The sequence below is a fragment of the Streptomyces sp. SID4985 genome, from assembly GCF_009863025.1.
Taxonomy (GTDB): domain Bacteria; phylum Actinomycetota; class Actinomycetes; order Streptomycetales; family Streptomycetaceae; genus Streptomyces.
The window spans coordinates 1-14,358 of sequence record NZ_WWIR01000394.1; the positions used below are offsets into that span (position 1 = coordinate 1).

A 14,358-nucleotide genomic window follows, 5' to 3' on the forward strand; every position below is an offset into this window, starting at 1 on the left:
AAGTCCCCTTCCCCACACCGGACTTCGCACCGCCCGACGCCCCGGCCGACCCACGACGAACCCAGCCCCTCGCCCACGCCTCCGCCTCCGCCCCCGGGCGCCGCCCGCGCCCAGGTGGTGAATCTGGCCACCAGCACGTGCCTGGAGGTACGCGACGGCGACTTCGACAAGGGCACCGACGTCGTCACCGCCCCCTGCACGTCCTCGCCCGGCCAGCGCTGGAGCGTCGACAGCGACCTGGGGGTCGTCCGCTCGGCCGCCGACTCCGATTTCTGCCTGGACAGCCGGGGCGACACCGACCGGGGCGTGGGCATCTGGACCTGCGACTCGGTCAACGGCGGAAACGGCCAGAACCTCCGCTTCACGGTCGACCCCGACGGCACCATCAGGCCGGAGATCGCCATCGAGACGGCCGTGGTGCCCGACGGCGACGGCGGGGTGGAGCTGCGGCCCCTGGACGGCGGCCGGGAGCAGCGGTGGCGGGCGGGGGCCCGCTGACGAGGGCGGGACCCCGCACACAGAAGGCACCGGGCCGGTCAGGCCACCCGGACGCCGTTCCGCCACACCTCGCCGACCAGCGGAACGCCGGGGCGGTAGGCCAGGTGCACATGGCTCGGCGCGTCCAGCAGGAGCAGGTCGGCCCGGCTGCCGGGCGTGAGGCGGCCGATGTCGGTGCGGCGCAGGGCCGCCGCGCCGCCCGCCGTGGCGGACCACACCGCCTCGTCGGGGGTCATGCCCATGTCCCGTACGGCCAGCGCGACGCAGAACGGCACGGACGAGGTGAAGGACGAGCCGGGGTTGCAGTCCGTGGACAGCGCGACCGTGACGCCCGCGTCCAACAGCCGCCTGGCGTCCGGCCATTCGGCGCGAGTGGAGAACTCGGCGCCGGGCAGCAGCGTGGCCACCGTGTCGCTGTGGGCCAGCGCGTCCACGTCGGCGTCGGTGAGGTGCGTGCAGTGGTCGGCGCTGGCCGCGTCCAGCTCGACGGCCAGCTGGACGCCGGGGCCGTAGGAGAGCTGGTTGGCGTGGATGCGGGGGTGCAGCCCCTTGGCGCGCCCGGCGGTGAGGATCGCGCGGGCCTGGTCGCCGTCGAAGGCGCCCTTCTCGCAGAACACGTCGATCCAACGGGCGTGCGGGGCACAGGAGTCCAGCATCTCGCCGGTCACCAGGGCGACGTACGCGGCCGGGTCACCGGCCAGCTCCGGCGCGACGATGTGCGCGCCGAGGTACGTCACCTCGTCGGTGTGCCGGGCCGCGAGGCGCAGGGCGCGGGTCTCGTCCTCGACGGTCAGGCCGTAGCCCGACTTGGTCTCCATCGTGGTCGTGCCCTGGCGCAGCGCCTCGGCGAGATACCGCGTGAGGCCCGCCTCCAGTTCCGCGTCGCTCGCGGCGCGGGTGGCCGCGACGGTGGTGCGGATGCCGCCCGCCGAGTAGGAGCGGCCCGACATGCGGGCGTTGAACTCCGCCGTGCGGTCCCCGGCGAACACCAGGTGCGAGTGGGAGTCCACGAACCCCGGCAGGACCGCCTTTCCACCGGCGTCGAGGCGATTGTCAGTGGCGGGTGCTTTGCTTGACTCACCGGCCCACACGACGCGTTCGCCGTCGATGACCAGGGCCGCGTCCTGGATGAGTCCGAGAGGGGAACCGTCACCGAGGGAGGGGTCGTTGGTGACCAGCGTGGCGATGTTGGTGATGGCGGTGCTGCTGCTCATGGTGTCCTCGTGGGTGCCGGTGGGGGTCAGCCGCTCAGGGCCGCGATCGCGTCGGCGAGCGCGCGCGGCACATCGGGTACGAGCAGGTGCGCCCCGTCGCGTACGACGTGGCGGCCGCCCACGACCGTGTGCCGTACGTCCGCCGCGCTCGCCGCGAATACGGCCGTCTCGGCGCCGAGCCGGGGCGGCGGTCCGGCCGTCCTGACCGAGTCGAGCGCGATGGTCGTGAGGTCGGCCGCGCGTCCGGGTTCGATGGCGCCCGCCTCCGGCCAGCCGAGCGCGGCGTGACCGTCCTCGGTGGCGGCGCGCAGCAGCGCGGCGGCGGTCCAGTGGCCCCGGGTGCGGGTGCGCAACCGCTCGTCCAGCTCCATGGCGCGCGCCTCTTCGAGCAGGTCGATGACGGCGTGGCTGTCGGAGCCGAGGGAGAGCGGTGAGCCCGCGCGCCGGAGGGCGACGGCGGGGCCGATGCCGTCCGCCAGGTCGCGTTCGGTGGTCGGGCACATGCAGGTGCCGGTGCCGGAGCCGCCGAGGAGCGCGATGTCCTGCTCGGTGAGGTGGGTGTTGTGCACCCCGGTGGTGCGCGGACCGAGCACGCCGTGGTCCGCGAGCAGCCGGGTCGGGGTGACGCCGTGGGCGGCGAGACACGCGTCGTTCTCGGCGGTCTGCTCCGAGAGGTGCACGTGCAGCGGGGCCCGCCGCTCCTCGGCCCAGCGGGCGACGGTGGCCAGCCCCTCGGCGGGCACGGCCCGTACGGAGTGAATGGCCGCGCCGATCCGCGCGTGATCCCGTTCCTTGAGAACTGAACAGCGTGCGGCCCAGGACTCCGCGCTGCCGTCGGAGAAGCGGAGCTGGTGGGCGGTGGGCGGCTCGCCGAAGCCGGAGGAGAGATAGGCGGTGTCGAGGAGGGTGATCCGGATGCCTGCCTCGGCGGCGGCCGCGATCAGCGCCTCGCCCATGGCGTTGGGGTCGGCGTAGCGGGCGCCGCCCCGGTCGTGGTGCAGATAGTGGAACTCGCCGACACAGGTGATGCCGGCGAGGGCCATCTCGGCGTACACCGCGCGGGCCAGTGCGTGGTACGTCTCCGGGGTCAGCCGGTCGGCGACGGAGTACATCACCTCGCGCCAGGTCCAGAAGGTGCCGGACCCGACCTGGACGGTGCCGCGCAGGGCGCGGTGGAAGGCGTGCGAGTGGGCGTTGGCGAGCCCCGGCAGGGTGAGTCCGCGCAGGATCTCCGCACCGGGCGGCGGGGTGTCCGTGCCGGTGCGGACGGCGGTGATGCGGCCGTCCGCCACCTCGACGGTCACGCCGGGCTCGACGTAGTCACCGAGCCAGGCGTGCTCCAGCCAATAGGTCCCCTTGGTCACCTGCGGGCCAGTCCTTCCAGTACGTCGGCGAGCGCACGCACCCCGGCCACGCAGTCGTCCTCGGCGGCGAACTCGGCCGGGGAGTGCGAGACACCGGTGGGGTTGCGCACGAACAGCATGGCGGTCGGCACGCTCGTCGCGAGAATCCCGGCGTCGTGCCCGGCCCCGGTCCCGAGCACGGGCACCTTCAACTCGGTCTCCCGGCCAAGGAGTCGGGCGAGCTCGTCGCGCAGCGCGTGATCGAACTCCACGACGGGCGTGAACGACTCCCGTACGACCTCCAGGTCGATCCCGTGCGCGTGCGCGTGCTCCCGCGCGGCCCGCTCGATCTCGGTGACGACCGTGTCCAGGGTCTCCTGCCCGTCGGCCCGGGAGTCGAGCCACCCGCGCACCAGGGAGGGGATGGCGTTGACCCCGTTGGGCTCGACGGCGACCTTCCCGAACGTCGCGACGGCACCGGCGAGTTCGGCGGCCCGCCGGGCGGCGAGCACGGTCTCGGCGTAGGCCGGCATCGGGTCCCGCCGGTCGGCGAGTCGTGTCGTCCCCGCGTGATTCGCCTCCCCCCGGAAGTCGAACCGCCACCGCCCGTGCGGCCAGATGGAACTGGCGACCCCGACCTGGTCCCCGGACAGGTCCAGCGCCCGCCCCTGCTCGACGTGCAGCTCGACGAAGGCACCGATGCGGGCGAGGCGTTCAGGGTCGGCCCCGATGGCCTCGGAGTCGTATCCGGCGGCCTCCATGGCCTGCGGCAGCGTGACACCGTTCCCGTCGGTGAGCCGGTGGGCCTGCTCGACGGTGAGCTGTCCGGCGGCGAGCCGCGAACCGACACAGGCCAGCCCGAACCTGGCCCCCTCCTCGTCCCCGAAGTTGACGATGCCGAGGGGGCGGTCCAACACCGCTCCACGCGACCGGAGTTCATCCAGCGCGGCAAAGGCCGACACGACCCCGAGAGGCCCGTCGAAGGCCCCGCCGTCCGGCACGGAGTCGAGATGCGACCCGGTGACGACGGCATCCCCCTCGGAGGGATCACCGAACCAGGCCCACTGGTTGCCGTTCCGGTCGACCTCGTAGGCCAACCCGCGCGCTTCGGCCTGCTCCCGGAACCAGTCCCGGCAGTCGGCGTCGGCACCGGTCCAGGCGTAGCGCCGGTAGCCGCCGGAGGCGGAGTGACGCCCGACAGGGAGCAGCTCAGCCCACATGCTGTGGAAGGACGGCCGACGAACAGCACCCCGCTCCGACCGTGGGCAGTCGTTCCGCAGGGCGATGGGGGTCCCCCCTGCTCGAGCGGAGTCGAGAGCTTGGGGGAGGGTGGGCGCGGTCGAAGCCGCAGACGGCAACGCCCCGTCAGCCCCCACCGAAGAGCTGCCGTCCCTCACGCCTCGTCACCCTCGCGCATAGGCACCCGAACCCCCCGCGCCTCGGCAACGGACTCCGCGATGTCGTACCCCGCGTCCACATGCCGAATGACACCCATACCGGGGTCATTCGTCAGCACCCGCCGAATCTTCTCCCCCGCCAGCTGCGTGCCATCAGCCACAGTGACCTGCCCGGCATGAATCGACCGCCCCATGCCAACACCACCACCATGGTGGATGGAAACCCACGACGCCCCGGAAGCCACATTCACCATCGCGTTCAGCAACGGCCAGTCGGCAATCGCGTCCGACCCGTCCAGCATCGCCTCGGTCTCCCGGTAGGGAGAGGCGACGGACCCGCAGTCGAGGTGGTCCCGACCGATCGCCAGCGGAGCGGCAAGCTCACCGCTCGCGACCATGTCGTTGAACCGCTCCCCCGCCTTGTCCCGCTCCCCGTACCCGAGCCAGCAGATCCGCGCGGGCAGCCCCTGGAAGTGCACCCGCTCGCCGGCCATCTTGATCCACCGGGCGAGGGACTCGTTCTCGGGGAACAGCTCCAGCATCGCCTTGTCGGTCTTGGCGATGTCGGCCGGGTCGCCGGAGAGCGCGGCCCAGCGGAAGGGGCCCTTGCCCTCGCAGAAGAGCGGCCGGATGTAGGCGGGGACGAAGCCGGGGAAGGCGAAGGCGCGGTCGTATCCGGCGAGTTGGGCCTCGCCGCGGATGGAGTTGCCGTAGTCGAAGACCTCGGCGCCCGCGTCCATGAAGCCGACCATCGCCTCGACGTGCCGGGCCATGGACTCGCGGGCGCGGGTGGTGAACCCGGCCGGGTCCTTCGCGGCGTAGGAGGCCATGTCCTCGAAGTCGACGCCGACCGGAAGGTACGCCAGCGGGTCGTGCGCGGAGGTCTGGTCGGTGACGATGTCGATGGGGGCGCTCATGGCGAGCAGCTGCGGGACGAGTTCCGCCGCGTTGCCGAGGACGCCGATGGAGAGCGGGCGGCGGGCGTCGCGGGCCTCGGTGGCGAGCTGGAGGGCGTGCTCCAGGCTGTCGGCCTTCACATCGAGGTACTTGTGCTCGATGCGGCGCTCGATGGCGCGGGGGTCGACGTCGACGCAGATCGCCACGCCGTCGTTCATGGTGACGGCGAGCGGCTGGGCGCCGCCCATGCCGCCGAGTCCCGCGGTCAGGGTGATGGTGCCCGCGAGCGTGCCGCCGAACTTCTTCGCGGCGACGGCGGCGAAGGTCTCGTAGGTGCCCTGGAGAATGCCCTGGGTGCCGATGTAGATCCAGGAACCGGCGGTCATCTGGCCGTACATGGTGAGGCCGAGGGCCTCCAGGCGGCGGAACTCCTCCCAGTTGGCCCAGTCGCCGACGAGGTTGGAGTTGGCGATGAGGACGCGCGGGGCCCACTCGTGGGTCTGCATGACGCCGACCGGGCGGCCGGACTGGACCAGCATGGTCTCGTCCTGCTTGAGGGTGCGCAGCGTGCGGACCATGGCGTCGAAGGAGCGCCAGTCGCGGGCGGCCTTGCCCGTGCCGCCGTAGACGACGAGCTTGTCGGGGTGCTCGGCGACCTCGGGGTCGAGGTTGTTCTGGAGCATCCGCAGGGCGGCCTCCTGCTGCCAGCCCAGCGCGCTCAGTTCCGTGCCGCGCGGTGCTCGTACGGGCCGAGGTCCTGACATCGTCTGCTCCTCCTGTAGCTACGGCTATTCACATCCTCCAGTCGTGAATAGGGCTAGTCAATAGCGTGGGGCGGCCACGTCCGCGCGTCGCGGATGTTTGGCTGGAAGCGACGACAGAAGCGAGGACGGCAGGAGGGGCACCCGTGAAGCAGGGCACCAAGCACGGCATCGGCACCGAGCACCGCACCGAGCAGGACCTCCCGGAGCACATCCACCCCGAGGACGACGGCGCACAGACCCGCGCCACCCGCCGCGACGCCGCCGTCCGCGCCGCCGTGGCGCAGGGTCTCCTCGGCCCGGACACCCCGCTCGTCGCCCTCCTGGACGTCACCGGCATCCGCGCCTCGGCGGCCGCCCTGCGCGCCGCGTTCGACGCCGTGGTGCCGCCGGGCACCCCCGTGCTGCACGCCTTCGCCGTGAAGGCCGCCCCGCTGGTGCCGGTGCTGAGCCTGCTGGAGGCGGAGGGCCTGGGCGCCGAGGCGGCGAGCCCCGGCGAACTGGCGCTGGTCCGCGCGGCCGGGATCCCCGCGTACCGCACGGTCCTTGACTCCCCCGCCAAGACCACCGGCGAGCTGCGCGAGGCGCTGGCGCTCGGTGTCGCCGTGAACGCGGACAGCCCGCAGGAGCTGGACCGCCTGGACGCGCTGGTGCGGGCCGCGCCGACCCGTTCCCCGCTCGGCGTCCGGGTCAATCCGCAGCTCGGCGCGGGCTCCATCGGGGCGACCTCGACGGCGACGGCGACCTCCAAGTTCGGGGTGGGCCTGCGCGACGAGGGGGCCCGGGAGTGGGTGGTCCGAGCGTTCCTGGACCGACCGTGGCTGACCCGGCTGCACACCCACACCGGCTCGCAGGGCATCCCGCTGCCGCTGCTCGCGCGGGGCGTGGCGGAGGCGTACGCGCTCGCGGAGGAGGTGAACGCGCGGGCGGGGCGGCGGCAGATCGACACCGTCGACATCGGCGGCGGGCTGTCGGTGGACTTCGCCTCGGAGGCCGAGGGACCCGGGCACGAGCGGTACGCGCGGCTGCTGGCCGAGGAGGTGCCGGGGCTGTTCGACGGGCGGTACGGCCTGGTGACCGAGTTCGGCCGGTCGCTGCTGGCCAAGCACGGCACGGTGGTGGCCCGGGTGGAGTACGCCAAGAGCACGGGCGGGCGGCGGATCGCGGTGACGCACGCGGGGGTCCAGGTGGCGACGCGCACGGTGTACGCGCCCGAACTGTGGCCGCTCAGGGTCGCCGCGTACGACGCCGAGGGGCGCCCCAAGGCCGGGCCCGAGGTGGTGCAGGACGTGGCGGGGCCTGCCTGTTTCGCGGGCGACCTGCTGGCCGAGGGACGGCCACTGCCCGCGCTGGAGCAGGGGGACTTCGCGGCGGTGCTGGACACGGGCGCGTACTCCTTCGCCCACCACTACCCCTACAACTCCCTTGCGCGGCCCGGGATTTACGGCTTCGTGCCGGACGGTTCGGGAGGGGTGGCGTTCGCGACCGTACGGGCCCCGCAGACGATGGCGGAGATCGTGGCCGAATCCGGAGGGGCGCACGCGGCCGCGATCACCACCCTGGGTGCGTCCGGCAGCCGTTGACGCGGGCCGTGTGGTCCATGGACAAAGAGACCAACGCCCTTGAAACGCGGGCCAATCAACCCACACTAGTACGCCGGGCGCACGTTCCAAAGGAAAATGCCAAAGCCCTCACTCGCCACGCACACGATGCGTAGTGTCGTTGTCACTCAACCGGAGTCACAGGCGGGAGGGGAGCCACGGTGCCCGGAATCGACGAGTGCTTACTGGAAGCCATGCGGCTGCCCGGTGCCCGGGGGGCGGCGCTGGTGGACTGGACGAGCGGACTGGCCCTCGGCACCGTCGGGGAGGCCCCCGGCGGCGACCATGAGACGACGGCCGCCGAGGCCGCCGAACTGGCCCGGATGACCGCCGAGCACGGCGCGTTCGCCGCCGCCGGACCGGACGAGGGACGGCCGCCGGTCGAGGACGTGATCGTCAGCAACCACGACAGCTACCACCTGCTGAGATTCGTGGACACGTCCTTCGACAGCAGCGTGTTCCTCCATCTGTGGCTCGGCCGCGAGGAGGGCAACCTCGCCCTCGCCCGCATCCGGCTCGGCGAGATGGCCTCCCGGCTGGTGCTGGGATGACCGTGGTCGAGATACCTCCGCCGCTGCCGGTGCGGGACAGGACGAGCCCGCACGAGAGGGCCGCGGGCGCGGTCTCCCCGATGCTGCGGCGGCTGGCCGAGGAGGAGGCCACCGGCGTCCTCGTCCGCGAGCACGGCACGCTGTATCTGGTGCGGGGGCGGGTGGTGCACGCCGAGAGCCCTTTCGCGCCCGGCCTGGACGTGCTCCTTACGGCCCACGGCACCCTCGCCGTCACCGCCTGGCAGCGGGCGGCCGAGCGGACGGCGAGCGTCCCGGAGGCCGCCCGGCTGCTCCTCGACTCCGGGCTGCTGCCCGAGGGCGCGCTGGAGCTGTGCCACCTGGACGCGCTGTACGACGCCGGGTACTTCGCGCTCGCCCCGAGCAGCACCCCGGGCCGCTTCCGCTACGACGGCTCGCCCACCGCGGGCCCGTTGCCCTCGGTCCCGGTGGTCGCGCTGGAGCGCGAGACGCTGCGCCGCCGGCTGCTGCTGCACCGGCTGTGGCCCGACCCGGCGACCGACAGCGCCCCGCTGGTGCGGGCCGCACCGGTGGCGGCGGCGCCGGTCACCGCCCGCCGCAGGGCGGTGCTGGACCGGGCCGACGGCGTCCGCACGGCCACCCTGATCGCCTGGGAGCTGGGCAGGCAGGCGTTCCACACGCTGGTGGACGTCCGCCGCCTCGCCGCGGCCGGACTGCTCGCCCCGGTGCACCGGGCGCCCGACCCGCTGCCGCTCCCGCCGACTCCGCCCCTGCTGACGGTCACCGACCCCGACATCGCGCTGCTGAAGAGGCTCAGGGATGCGCTGGAGGCCCTTTGAACGGCACCGCCCCGCCGAGAGGACAGAGCTGATGCTGCGTGAACAGGACCTGGAAGCCGTCCTGGACGAGCTGCGGCGGCTGCGCACCCGGGTACCCCAGCTCACCGGCGCCCTCGCGGCGGGCGTGGACGGCCTGGTCGTCGCCCACGACACACCGGGCGTCGACCCCGACGGGCTCGCGGCGCTGACCGCGGCCGCGCTCGGCGTCTCCGTACGCGTCGCCGAGGCCACCGGCAACGGCGGCTTCCGCGAGCTGCTGGTGCGCGGCGAGCGCGGCTACGTCGCGACCTACGCGGCCGGGCGCACCGCCGTGCTGACCCTGCTGGCCCAGGACCGGGTCAACGTCGGGCGGCTGCACCTGGAGGGCCGCCGCTCCGGCGCCCGGGTCGGCGAACTGCTCGACGCCGCCGAGGCGGAGGCGCGTACCCGTCCCGTCGAGCGGCCCGCCCGCGCCGTGCCCCCGCGCACCCGCACCCCGCGCGTCCTGCGCACACCGACCACCGAGACACCTACCGCAACCGACAGTTGAACCGCGAAAGGACCCCACCATGGCGAACACCGAGACGGCGCTGAAAGAAGCGCTCACGACCATCGAGGGCGCCACGGGCGTCGCGCTGGTCGACTACACCAGCGGCATGGCGCTGGGCACGATGGGCGGCAGCAAGACCTTCGACCTGAACGTCGCCGCCGCGGGCAACACCGACGTGATCCGCGCCAAGATGCGCACCATGGAGCACCTGGGTCTCAACGCCGAGATCGAGGACATCCTGATCACGCTGTCGGACCAGTACCACCTGATCCGCCTGCTCACCGGGCGCGGCGGCAACGGCCTCTTCCTGTACCTGGTGCTGGAGTCGGGCCGGGCCAACCTGGCGATGGCCCGGCACCAGCTGAAGCGGATCGAGGCGGAGCTGGAGGTCTGATCAGACGGCGGCCGGAGTACGGCGGCGGGCCCCGCCCGGGGCCGCGTCGCCGGCCGCGACGCCCGTGGCGCGCAGCCCCTTGACGGCGTTGCCCGCAGGAGCGCCGCCCCGGTCGTCCAGCCAGTCCACCCGCACCCACAGCAGGGCGTCCAGGGCGCGTTCGCGCCGCCCGATCCAGGCGGCCTTGAGCCGCAGTCCGAGACCGGCCCCGGCGAGCAGCAGACCCCCGGCCACAGGCACCGCGAAGGCGCTGCCGAGCGCGGCGGCGAAGGCCAGGAGCAGCCACCAGCGGTGTCCCCGGCGCCAGTTACGCACGGACACCCGGCGGTCCTGGAGCACGTCGTGCCGTCCCGCACGGACCGCGCCGCGCGCGAGTGCCACGTACCGTTTCCGGCGTGTCAGCGCCACCAGGGCGGCGGCCCCGGCGAACAGCACAACTCCAGCCAGGATGCCGGGCGTTCGGCCCGTCAGCCCCGACGGCACCGCGCCGGTCCCGGCCGCGATCACCCCGAGCCACCCCAGCGGAGCGGCTCCGGCCCGTACGACGACGGCCACCCGGGCCAGCCCGTGTCCGCCGCGTCCCTCGCGTCCTTCACGCGCCACGTCACCCTCCCGTGTCACGGTTGCGTCGATCACCCGGCCCGCGCCGGGGATCACCCTGTCAGCGCGGCACGCTAGCGCCGGAACCTGAGACGAGCCTTAAAAGCGCGCCGGTTCACTCCACGAACAGCCCACGGGCCGCGGCCCGCGCGTCGAACTCCTCCAACCGGGCCTGCGCGTCCGGGAGTCCGTCGCACAGCGCCTCCAGGAGCACCCGGCCGAGCATCATCGGCGCGCACGGGGTGTCGAAGGCGAGCCCGGTGCCGACGGCGGCGGGCAGCAGCAGGTCGGAGTGCTTGGCGACCGGCGCGAACACGGAGTCCGCGACGGTGACGACGGTCAGCCCGGCCTCCTTGGCGTGGGCGAGGGCGTCGAGGACCTCGCGTGGATGCCGGGGCAGTGCGAAGCAGAGCAGCGCGGAGGCACCGGCCCGTACGGCGGCGTCGATCCGGTCCTGCACCATGGAGCCGCCCTCGTCGAGCAGCCGTACGTCCGGGTGGACCTTGGCCGCGAAGTACGCGAAGCCGAAGGCCTGCGGGGCGGCCGCACGCAGCCCGAGCACCGGCAGCGGCCGCGAGGCGGCGAGCAGGAGGCCCGCCTGCTGGACCGGCGCCGGGTCCGCGAGCAGGTCGGCCAGATGCCGCAGATTCTCGATCTCGGCCTCGACGGCCTGCTGGTACTCGTTGTACGAGCCGGTCTCGGCGGCCGGTTCGACGGGGACCACCTCGCGCAGATGGCGGCGCAGCGCCGGGTAGCCGTCGAAGCCGAGGGCGACCGCGAAGCGGGTGACCGAGGGCTGGCTCACCCCGGCCAGGTCCGCCAGCTCCACGCTGGACAGGAAGGGCACGTCGGCGGCCCGCCGCACCATGCTGTGCGCGATGCGCCGCTGGGTCGGTGTGAGCCGGTGCCCCTCGAAGAGCGCCTGCAACCGTTTCGCAGGACTGTCGCCCACACTCATCCCTCTCGCCGCCCCCACCCGCTATTCACTCCGAACGCTCCCTGCATACCGTTATACAGGGGCGGAGTCCGCAGTGCCCGGGGTATGGCGGACGAGGGCGGAGAAAGGGAAGGCGCGAGCGCGCGGAAGGCGGCTTGCGCGGGGACCGCCGCACCCCCGTCACCGGGGGGCGGGACGACGGCGGTCCCCGCGAGGGACGCGCGCCGGGTCAGGCCCGGCGAGGGCGTCCTTGGCGTCCATGGAGGTCCGGGAGCCGCTCCGGAGGTTCCTGGGACGCCGTACGGCACCGGCCCGGGCGGGGAGCCGCTCCCGCCCTGCCGGTACCCACTACTGTGCGGGACCCGTGTTAAGCACGTGCTGCGCGCACGTGACACTCAGATGCCGCGTGCGCCACGGGTCGGCGAGAACGGCGCAAACGCCTTAGCGCGTGCCGCCCTTGGCCAGGAAGGACAGCAGGTCCTGGCGGCTGACGACACCGGTCGGCTTGCCCTCGACCAGCACGATCGCGGCGTCCGCCGAGCCGAGCACCTGCATCAGGTCCGCGACCGGCTCGCCGGAGCCGACCTGGGGCAGCGGGGCCGACATGTGCTTCTCCAGCGGGTCCTCCAGCGAGGCCCGCTGGGAGAACAGCGCGTCCAGCAGCTCGCGCTCCACGACCGAGCCGACGACCTCGGCGGCCATCACGTCGGGGTGACCGGCGCCCGGCTTGACGACCGGCATCTGCGAGACGCCGTACTCGCGCAGGACCTCGATGGCCTGGCCGACGGTCTCCTCCGGGTGCATGTGCACCAGGGAGGGGATGGAGCCGTGCTCCTTGTCGCTGAGCACGGCGGCGACGCGGGCGCTGGGGCCCTCGTCCTCCAGGAAGCCGTAGTCGGCCATCCACTCGTCGTTGAAGATCTTCGAAAGGTACCCGCGGCCGCTGTCCGGGAGGAGGACGACGACCACGTCGTCCGGGCCGAGCCGCTCGGCCACGCGCAGCGCGGCGACGACCGCCATGCCGCAGGAGCCGCCGACGAGCAGGCCCTCCTCCTTGGCGAGGCGGCGGGTCATCTGGAAGGCGTCCTTGTCGGACACCGGCACGATCTCGTCGGCCACGGTGCGGTCGTAGGCGGTGGGCCAGAAGTCCTCGCCGACGCCCTCGATCAGGTACGGACGGCCGGAGCCGCCGGAGTAGACCGAGCCCTCCGGGTCGGCGCCGATGACCTGGACCTTGCCGTCACTGGCGTCCTTCAGATAGCGGCCGGTGCCGGAGATGGTGCCGCCGGTGCCGACGCCCGCCACGAAGTGCGTGATCTTCCCCTCGGTCTGCTCCCAGAGCTCGGGGCCGGTCGAGTGATAGTGGGAGAGCGGGTTGTTGGGGTTGGAGTACTGGTCCGGCTTCCAGGCGCCCGGCGTCTCACGCACCAGCCGGTCGGAGACGTTGTAGTAGGAGTCCGGGTGCTCCGGGTCCACGGCGGTCGGGCAGACCACGACCTCGGCGCCGTACGCGCGCAGCACGTTGATCTTGTCCATGCTGACCTTGTCGGGGCACACGAAGATGCACTTGTAGCCCTTCTGCTGGGCCACGATGGCGAGGCCGACGCCCGTGTTGCCGCTGGTGGGCTCGACGATCGTGCCGCCCGGCTTCAGCTCGCCGCTCGCTTCCGCCGCCTCGATCATGCGCAGGGCGATGCGGTCCTTCACGGAACCGCCGGGGTTGAAGTACTCCACCTTGGCCAGGACGGTGGCCTGGATGCCCTCGGTCACGTTGTTGAGCTTCACCAGCGGGGTGTTGCCGACGAGGCTGATCATCGAGTCGTGGAATTGCACCGTTGTCTCCGGTTGCTTGCAAAAACAGTGGTCGTAGTTGTTTCCGCCAGCCTACGGCCCCCGGGTGACGCCGGACGGACCTTCACTCCCTGTGGAGATTGGCGCACATGCCGTACGGGGCAAGGAGTGGGTGTACGGCTAGGAGGAGGTGGCGGCGTCGCATGGCGAACCTGTCGAGGGCGAGAGTGGCCCGGCGCATCGCGGCCGGGGCGGCGTACGGCGGCGGCGGTGCCGGGCTGGTCGGGGTGGCCGCGGTCGGCCTGGTGCTGGCCGAGATGCGGCTGGCCCGGCGCCAGGTGAGCAACGGGGCGACCGGCGGCCGGGTGCCGCAGGCCGACGGGGTGTACGGCGCCGGGTTCGAGGAGCCCGGCGAACCGCCGCTCCGGCTGACCCTGCTCGGCGACTCCACGGCGGCCGGGCAGGGTGTCCACCGGGCGGGGCAGACCCCGGGCGCGCTGCTGGCCTCGGGGCTCGCGGCGGTGGCGGAGCGGCCGGTGGTGCTGAAGAACGTGGCGCTGACCGGCGCGCAGTCCGACGACCTGGAGCGCCAGGTCGCCCTGGTGCTGGCGTCCCCGCTGCCCGTGCCCGACATCTGCGTGATCATGATCGGCGCGAACGACGTCACCCACCGGATGCCCCCGACCCGCTCGGTGCGCCATCTCTCGGCGGCGGTACGGCGGTTGCGCACGGCCGGCGCCGAGGTGGTCGTCGGCACCTGCCCCGACCTCGGCACCATCGAACCGGTGCAGCAGCCGCTGCGCTGGCTGGCCCGGCGGGCATCGCGGCAGCTCGCGGCGGCGCAGACCATCGGGGTCGTGGAGCAGGGCGGGCGCACGGTGTCGCTCGGCGATCTGCTCGGCCCGGAGTTCGCGGCGAACCCCCGGGAGCTGTTCGGCCCGGACAGCTACCACCCCTCGGCGGAGGGGTACGCCACCGCCGCCATGGCCGTGCTGCCGACGGTGTGCGCGGCGCTCGGCCTGTGGCC

Annotated in this window: 14 protein-coding genes; 7 read left to right on the plus strand and 7 right to left on the minus strand. The window is 73.3% G+C overall.

The genetic code is table 11. The features are described 5' to 3' along the window. Window positions 1-498 (plus strand): RICIN domain-containing protein (locus tag GTW40_RS17020; protein WP_161181051.1); only part of this gene is annotated, 498 nt, incomplete at its 5' end. 38 nt (window positions 499-536) lie between these two features. Here GTW40_RS17020 and hutI read toward each other — a convergent pair. From hutI to hutU, 4 genes are all read right to left on the minus strand, one after another. Beyond that, window positions 537-1,712 carry an imidazolonepropionase gene (gene hutI / locus GTW40_RS17025; RefSeq protein WP_161181052.1) on the minus strand — a complete coding sequence of 392 codons (1,176 nt, stop codon included), beginning with the start codon at window positions 1,710-1,712 and terminating at the stop codon, window positions 537-539. Between the two features lie 26 nt (window positions 1,713-1,738). Further along, entirely contained in the window at window positions 1,739-3,076 is a 1,338-nt protein-coding gene (locus GTW40_RS17030) for a formimidoylglutamate deiminase (protein ID WP_161181053.1), read from the minus strand. Next, window positions 3,073-4,275, minus strand: a complete 1,203-nt coding sequence (locus tag GTW40_RS17035) for an allantoate amidohydrolase (RefSeq protein ID WP_161181054.1) — start codon at window positions 4,273-4,275, stop codon at window positions 3,073-3,075. Before GTW40_RS17035 ends, GTW40_RS17030 begins: the two co-directional genes overlap by 4 nt. A 173-nt stretch (window positions 4,276-4,448) precedes the next feature. Next, window positions 4,449-6,113: a urocanate hydratase gene (gene hutU / locus GTW40_RS17040; protein ID WP_161181055.1), complete on the minus strand. Its 1,665-nt coding sequence runs from the start codon at window positions 6,111-6,113 to the stop codon at window positions 4,449-4,451. 209 nt (window positions 6,114-6,322) lie between these two features. Here hutU and GTW40_RS17045 point away from each other — a divergent pair, with 209 nt between their 5' ends. From GTW40_RS17045 to GTW40_RS17065, 5 genes are all read left to right on the plus strand, one after another. Further along, entirely contained in the window at window positions 6,323-7,693 is a 1,371-nt protein-coding gene (locus GTW40_RS17045; RefSeq protein WP_161181062.1) for a diaminopimelate decarboxylase, read from the plus strand. Window positions 7,694-7,872: 179 nt separating this feature from the next. After that, window positions 7,873-8,262: a hypothetical protein gene (locus GTW40_RS17050; protein WP_161181056.1), complete on the plus strand. Its 390-nt coding sequence runs from the start codon at window positions 7,873-7,875 to the stop codon at window positions 8,260-8,262. Next, window positions 8,259-9,080: a transcriptional regulator gene (locus GTW40_RS17055; protein WP_161181057.1), complete on the plus strand. Its 822-nt coding sequence runs from the start codon at window positions 8,259-8,261 to the stop codon at window positions 9,078-9,080. The genes GTW40_RS17050 and GTW40_RS17055 overlap by 4 nt, the downstream gene beginning before the upstream one ends. A 31-nt stretch (window positions 9,081-9,111) precedes the next feature. Then, window positions 9,112-9,609 carry a roadblock/LC7 domain-containing protein gene (locus GTW40_RS17060; protein ID WP_161181058.1) on the plus strand — a complete coding sequence of 166 codons (498 nt, stop codon included), beginning with the start codon at window positions 9,112-9,114 and terminating at the stop codon, window positions 9,607-9,609. A 19-nt stretch (window positions 9,610-9,628) separates the two neighbouring features. Then, window positions 9,629-10,003 (plus strand): hypothetical protein, encoded by a 375-nt coding sequence (locus GTW40_RS17065; RefSeq protein WP_161181059.1) that lies wholly within the window; start codon window positions 9,629-9,631, stop codon window positions 10,001-10,003. On the opposite strand, the gene GTW40_RS17070 is transcribed toward GTW40_RS17065, so the two are convergent. The 3 genes from GTW40_RS17070 to GTW40_RS17080 all read right to left on the minus strand — a co-directional run bounded on the left by GTW40_RS17070 (window position 10,004) and on the right by GTW40_RS17080 (window position 13,373). Next, window positions 10,004-10,606 carry a hypothetical protein gene (locus tag GTW40_RS17070; protein ID WP_343245724.1) on the minus strand — a complete coding sequence of 201 codons (603 nt, stop codon included), beginning with the start codon at window positions 10,604-10,606 and terminating at the stop codon, window positions 10,004-10,006. 112 nt (window positions 10,607-10,718) lie between these two features. Beyond that, window positions 10,719-11,561: a MurR/RpiR family transcriptional regulator gene (locus GTW40_RS17075; protein ID WP_161181060.1), complete on the minus strand. Its 843-nt coding sequence runs from the start codon at window positions 11,559-11,561 to the stop codon at window positions 10,719-10,721. 420 nt (window positions 11,562-11,981) lie between these two features. After that, window positions 11,982-13,373 carry a cystathionine beta-synthase gene (locus GTW40_RS17080; RefSeq protein WP_161181061.1) on the minus strand — a complete coding sequence of 464 codons (1,392 nt, stop codon included), beginning with the start codon at window positions 13,371-13,373 and terminating at the stop codon, window positions 11,982-11,984. A gap of 161 nt (window positions 13,374-13,534) precedes the next feature. Between GTW40_RS17080 and GTW40_RS17085 the strand changes: the two genes are divergently transcribed. Beyond that, window positions 13,535-14,358: SGNH/GDSL hydrolase family protein (locus GTW40_RS17085; RefSeq protein WP_202486006.1), on the plus strand; the 824-nt coding region annotated here is incomplete at its 3' end.

Excerpts from the sequence above, each read along its gene's own strand:
- GTW40_RS17065 (WP_161181059.1), top strand. The coding sequence starts at position 9,629 with ATGGCGAACACCGAGACGGCGCTGAAAGAAGCGCTCACGACCATCGAG.
- GTW40_RS17060 (WP_161181058.1), top strand. The coding sequence starts at position 9,112 with ATGCTGCGTGAACAGGACCTGGAAGCCGTCCTGGACGAGCTGCGGCGG.
- hutU (WP_161181055.1), bottom strand. The coding sequence starts at position 6,113 with ATGTCAGGACCTCGGCCCGTACGAGCACCGCGCGGCACGGAACTGAGC.
- GTW40_RS17055 (WP_161181057.1), top strand. The coding sequence starts at position 8,259 with ATGACCGTGGTCGAGATACCTCCGCCGCTGCCGGTGCGGGACAGGACG.
- hutI (WP_161181052.1), bottom strand. The coding sequence starts at position 1,712 with ATGAGCAGCAGCACCGCCATCACCAACATCGCCACGCTGGTCACCAAC.
- GTW40_RS17035 (WP_161181054.1), bottom strand. The coding sequence starts at position 4,275 with ATGTGGGCTGAGCTGCTCCCTGTCGGGCGTCACTCCGCCTCCGGCGGC.
- GTW40_RS17075 (WP_161181060.1), bottom strand. The coding sequence starts at position 11,561 with ATGAGTGTGGGCGACAGTCCTGCGAAACGGTTGCAGGCGCTCTTCGAG.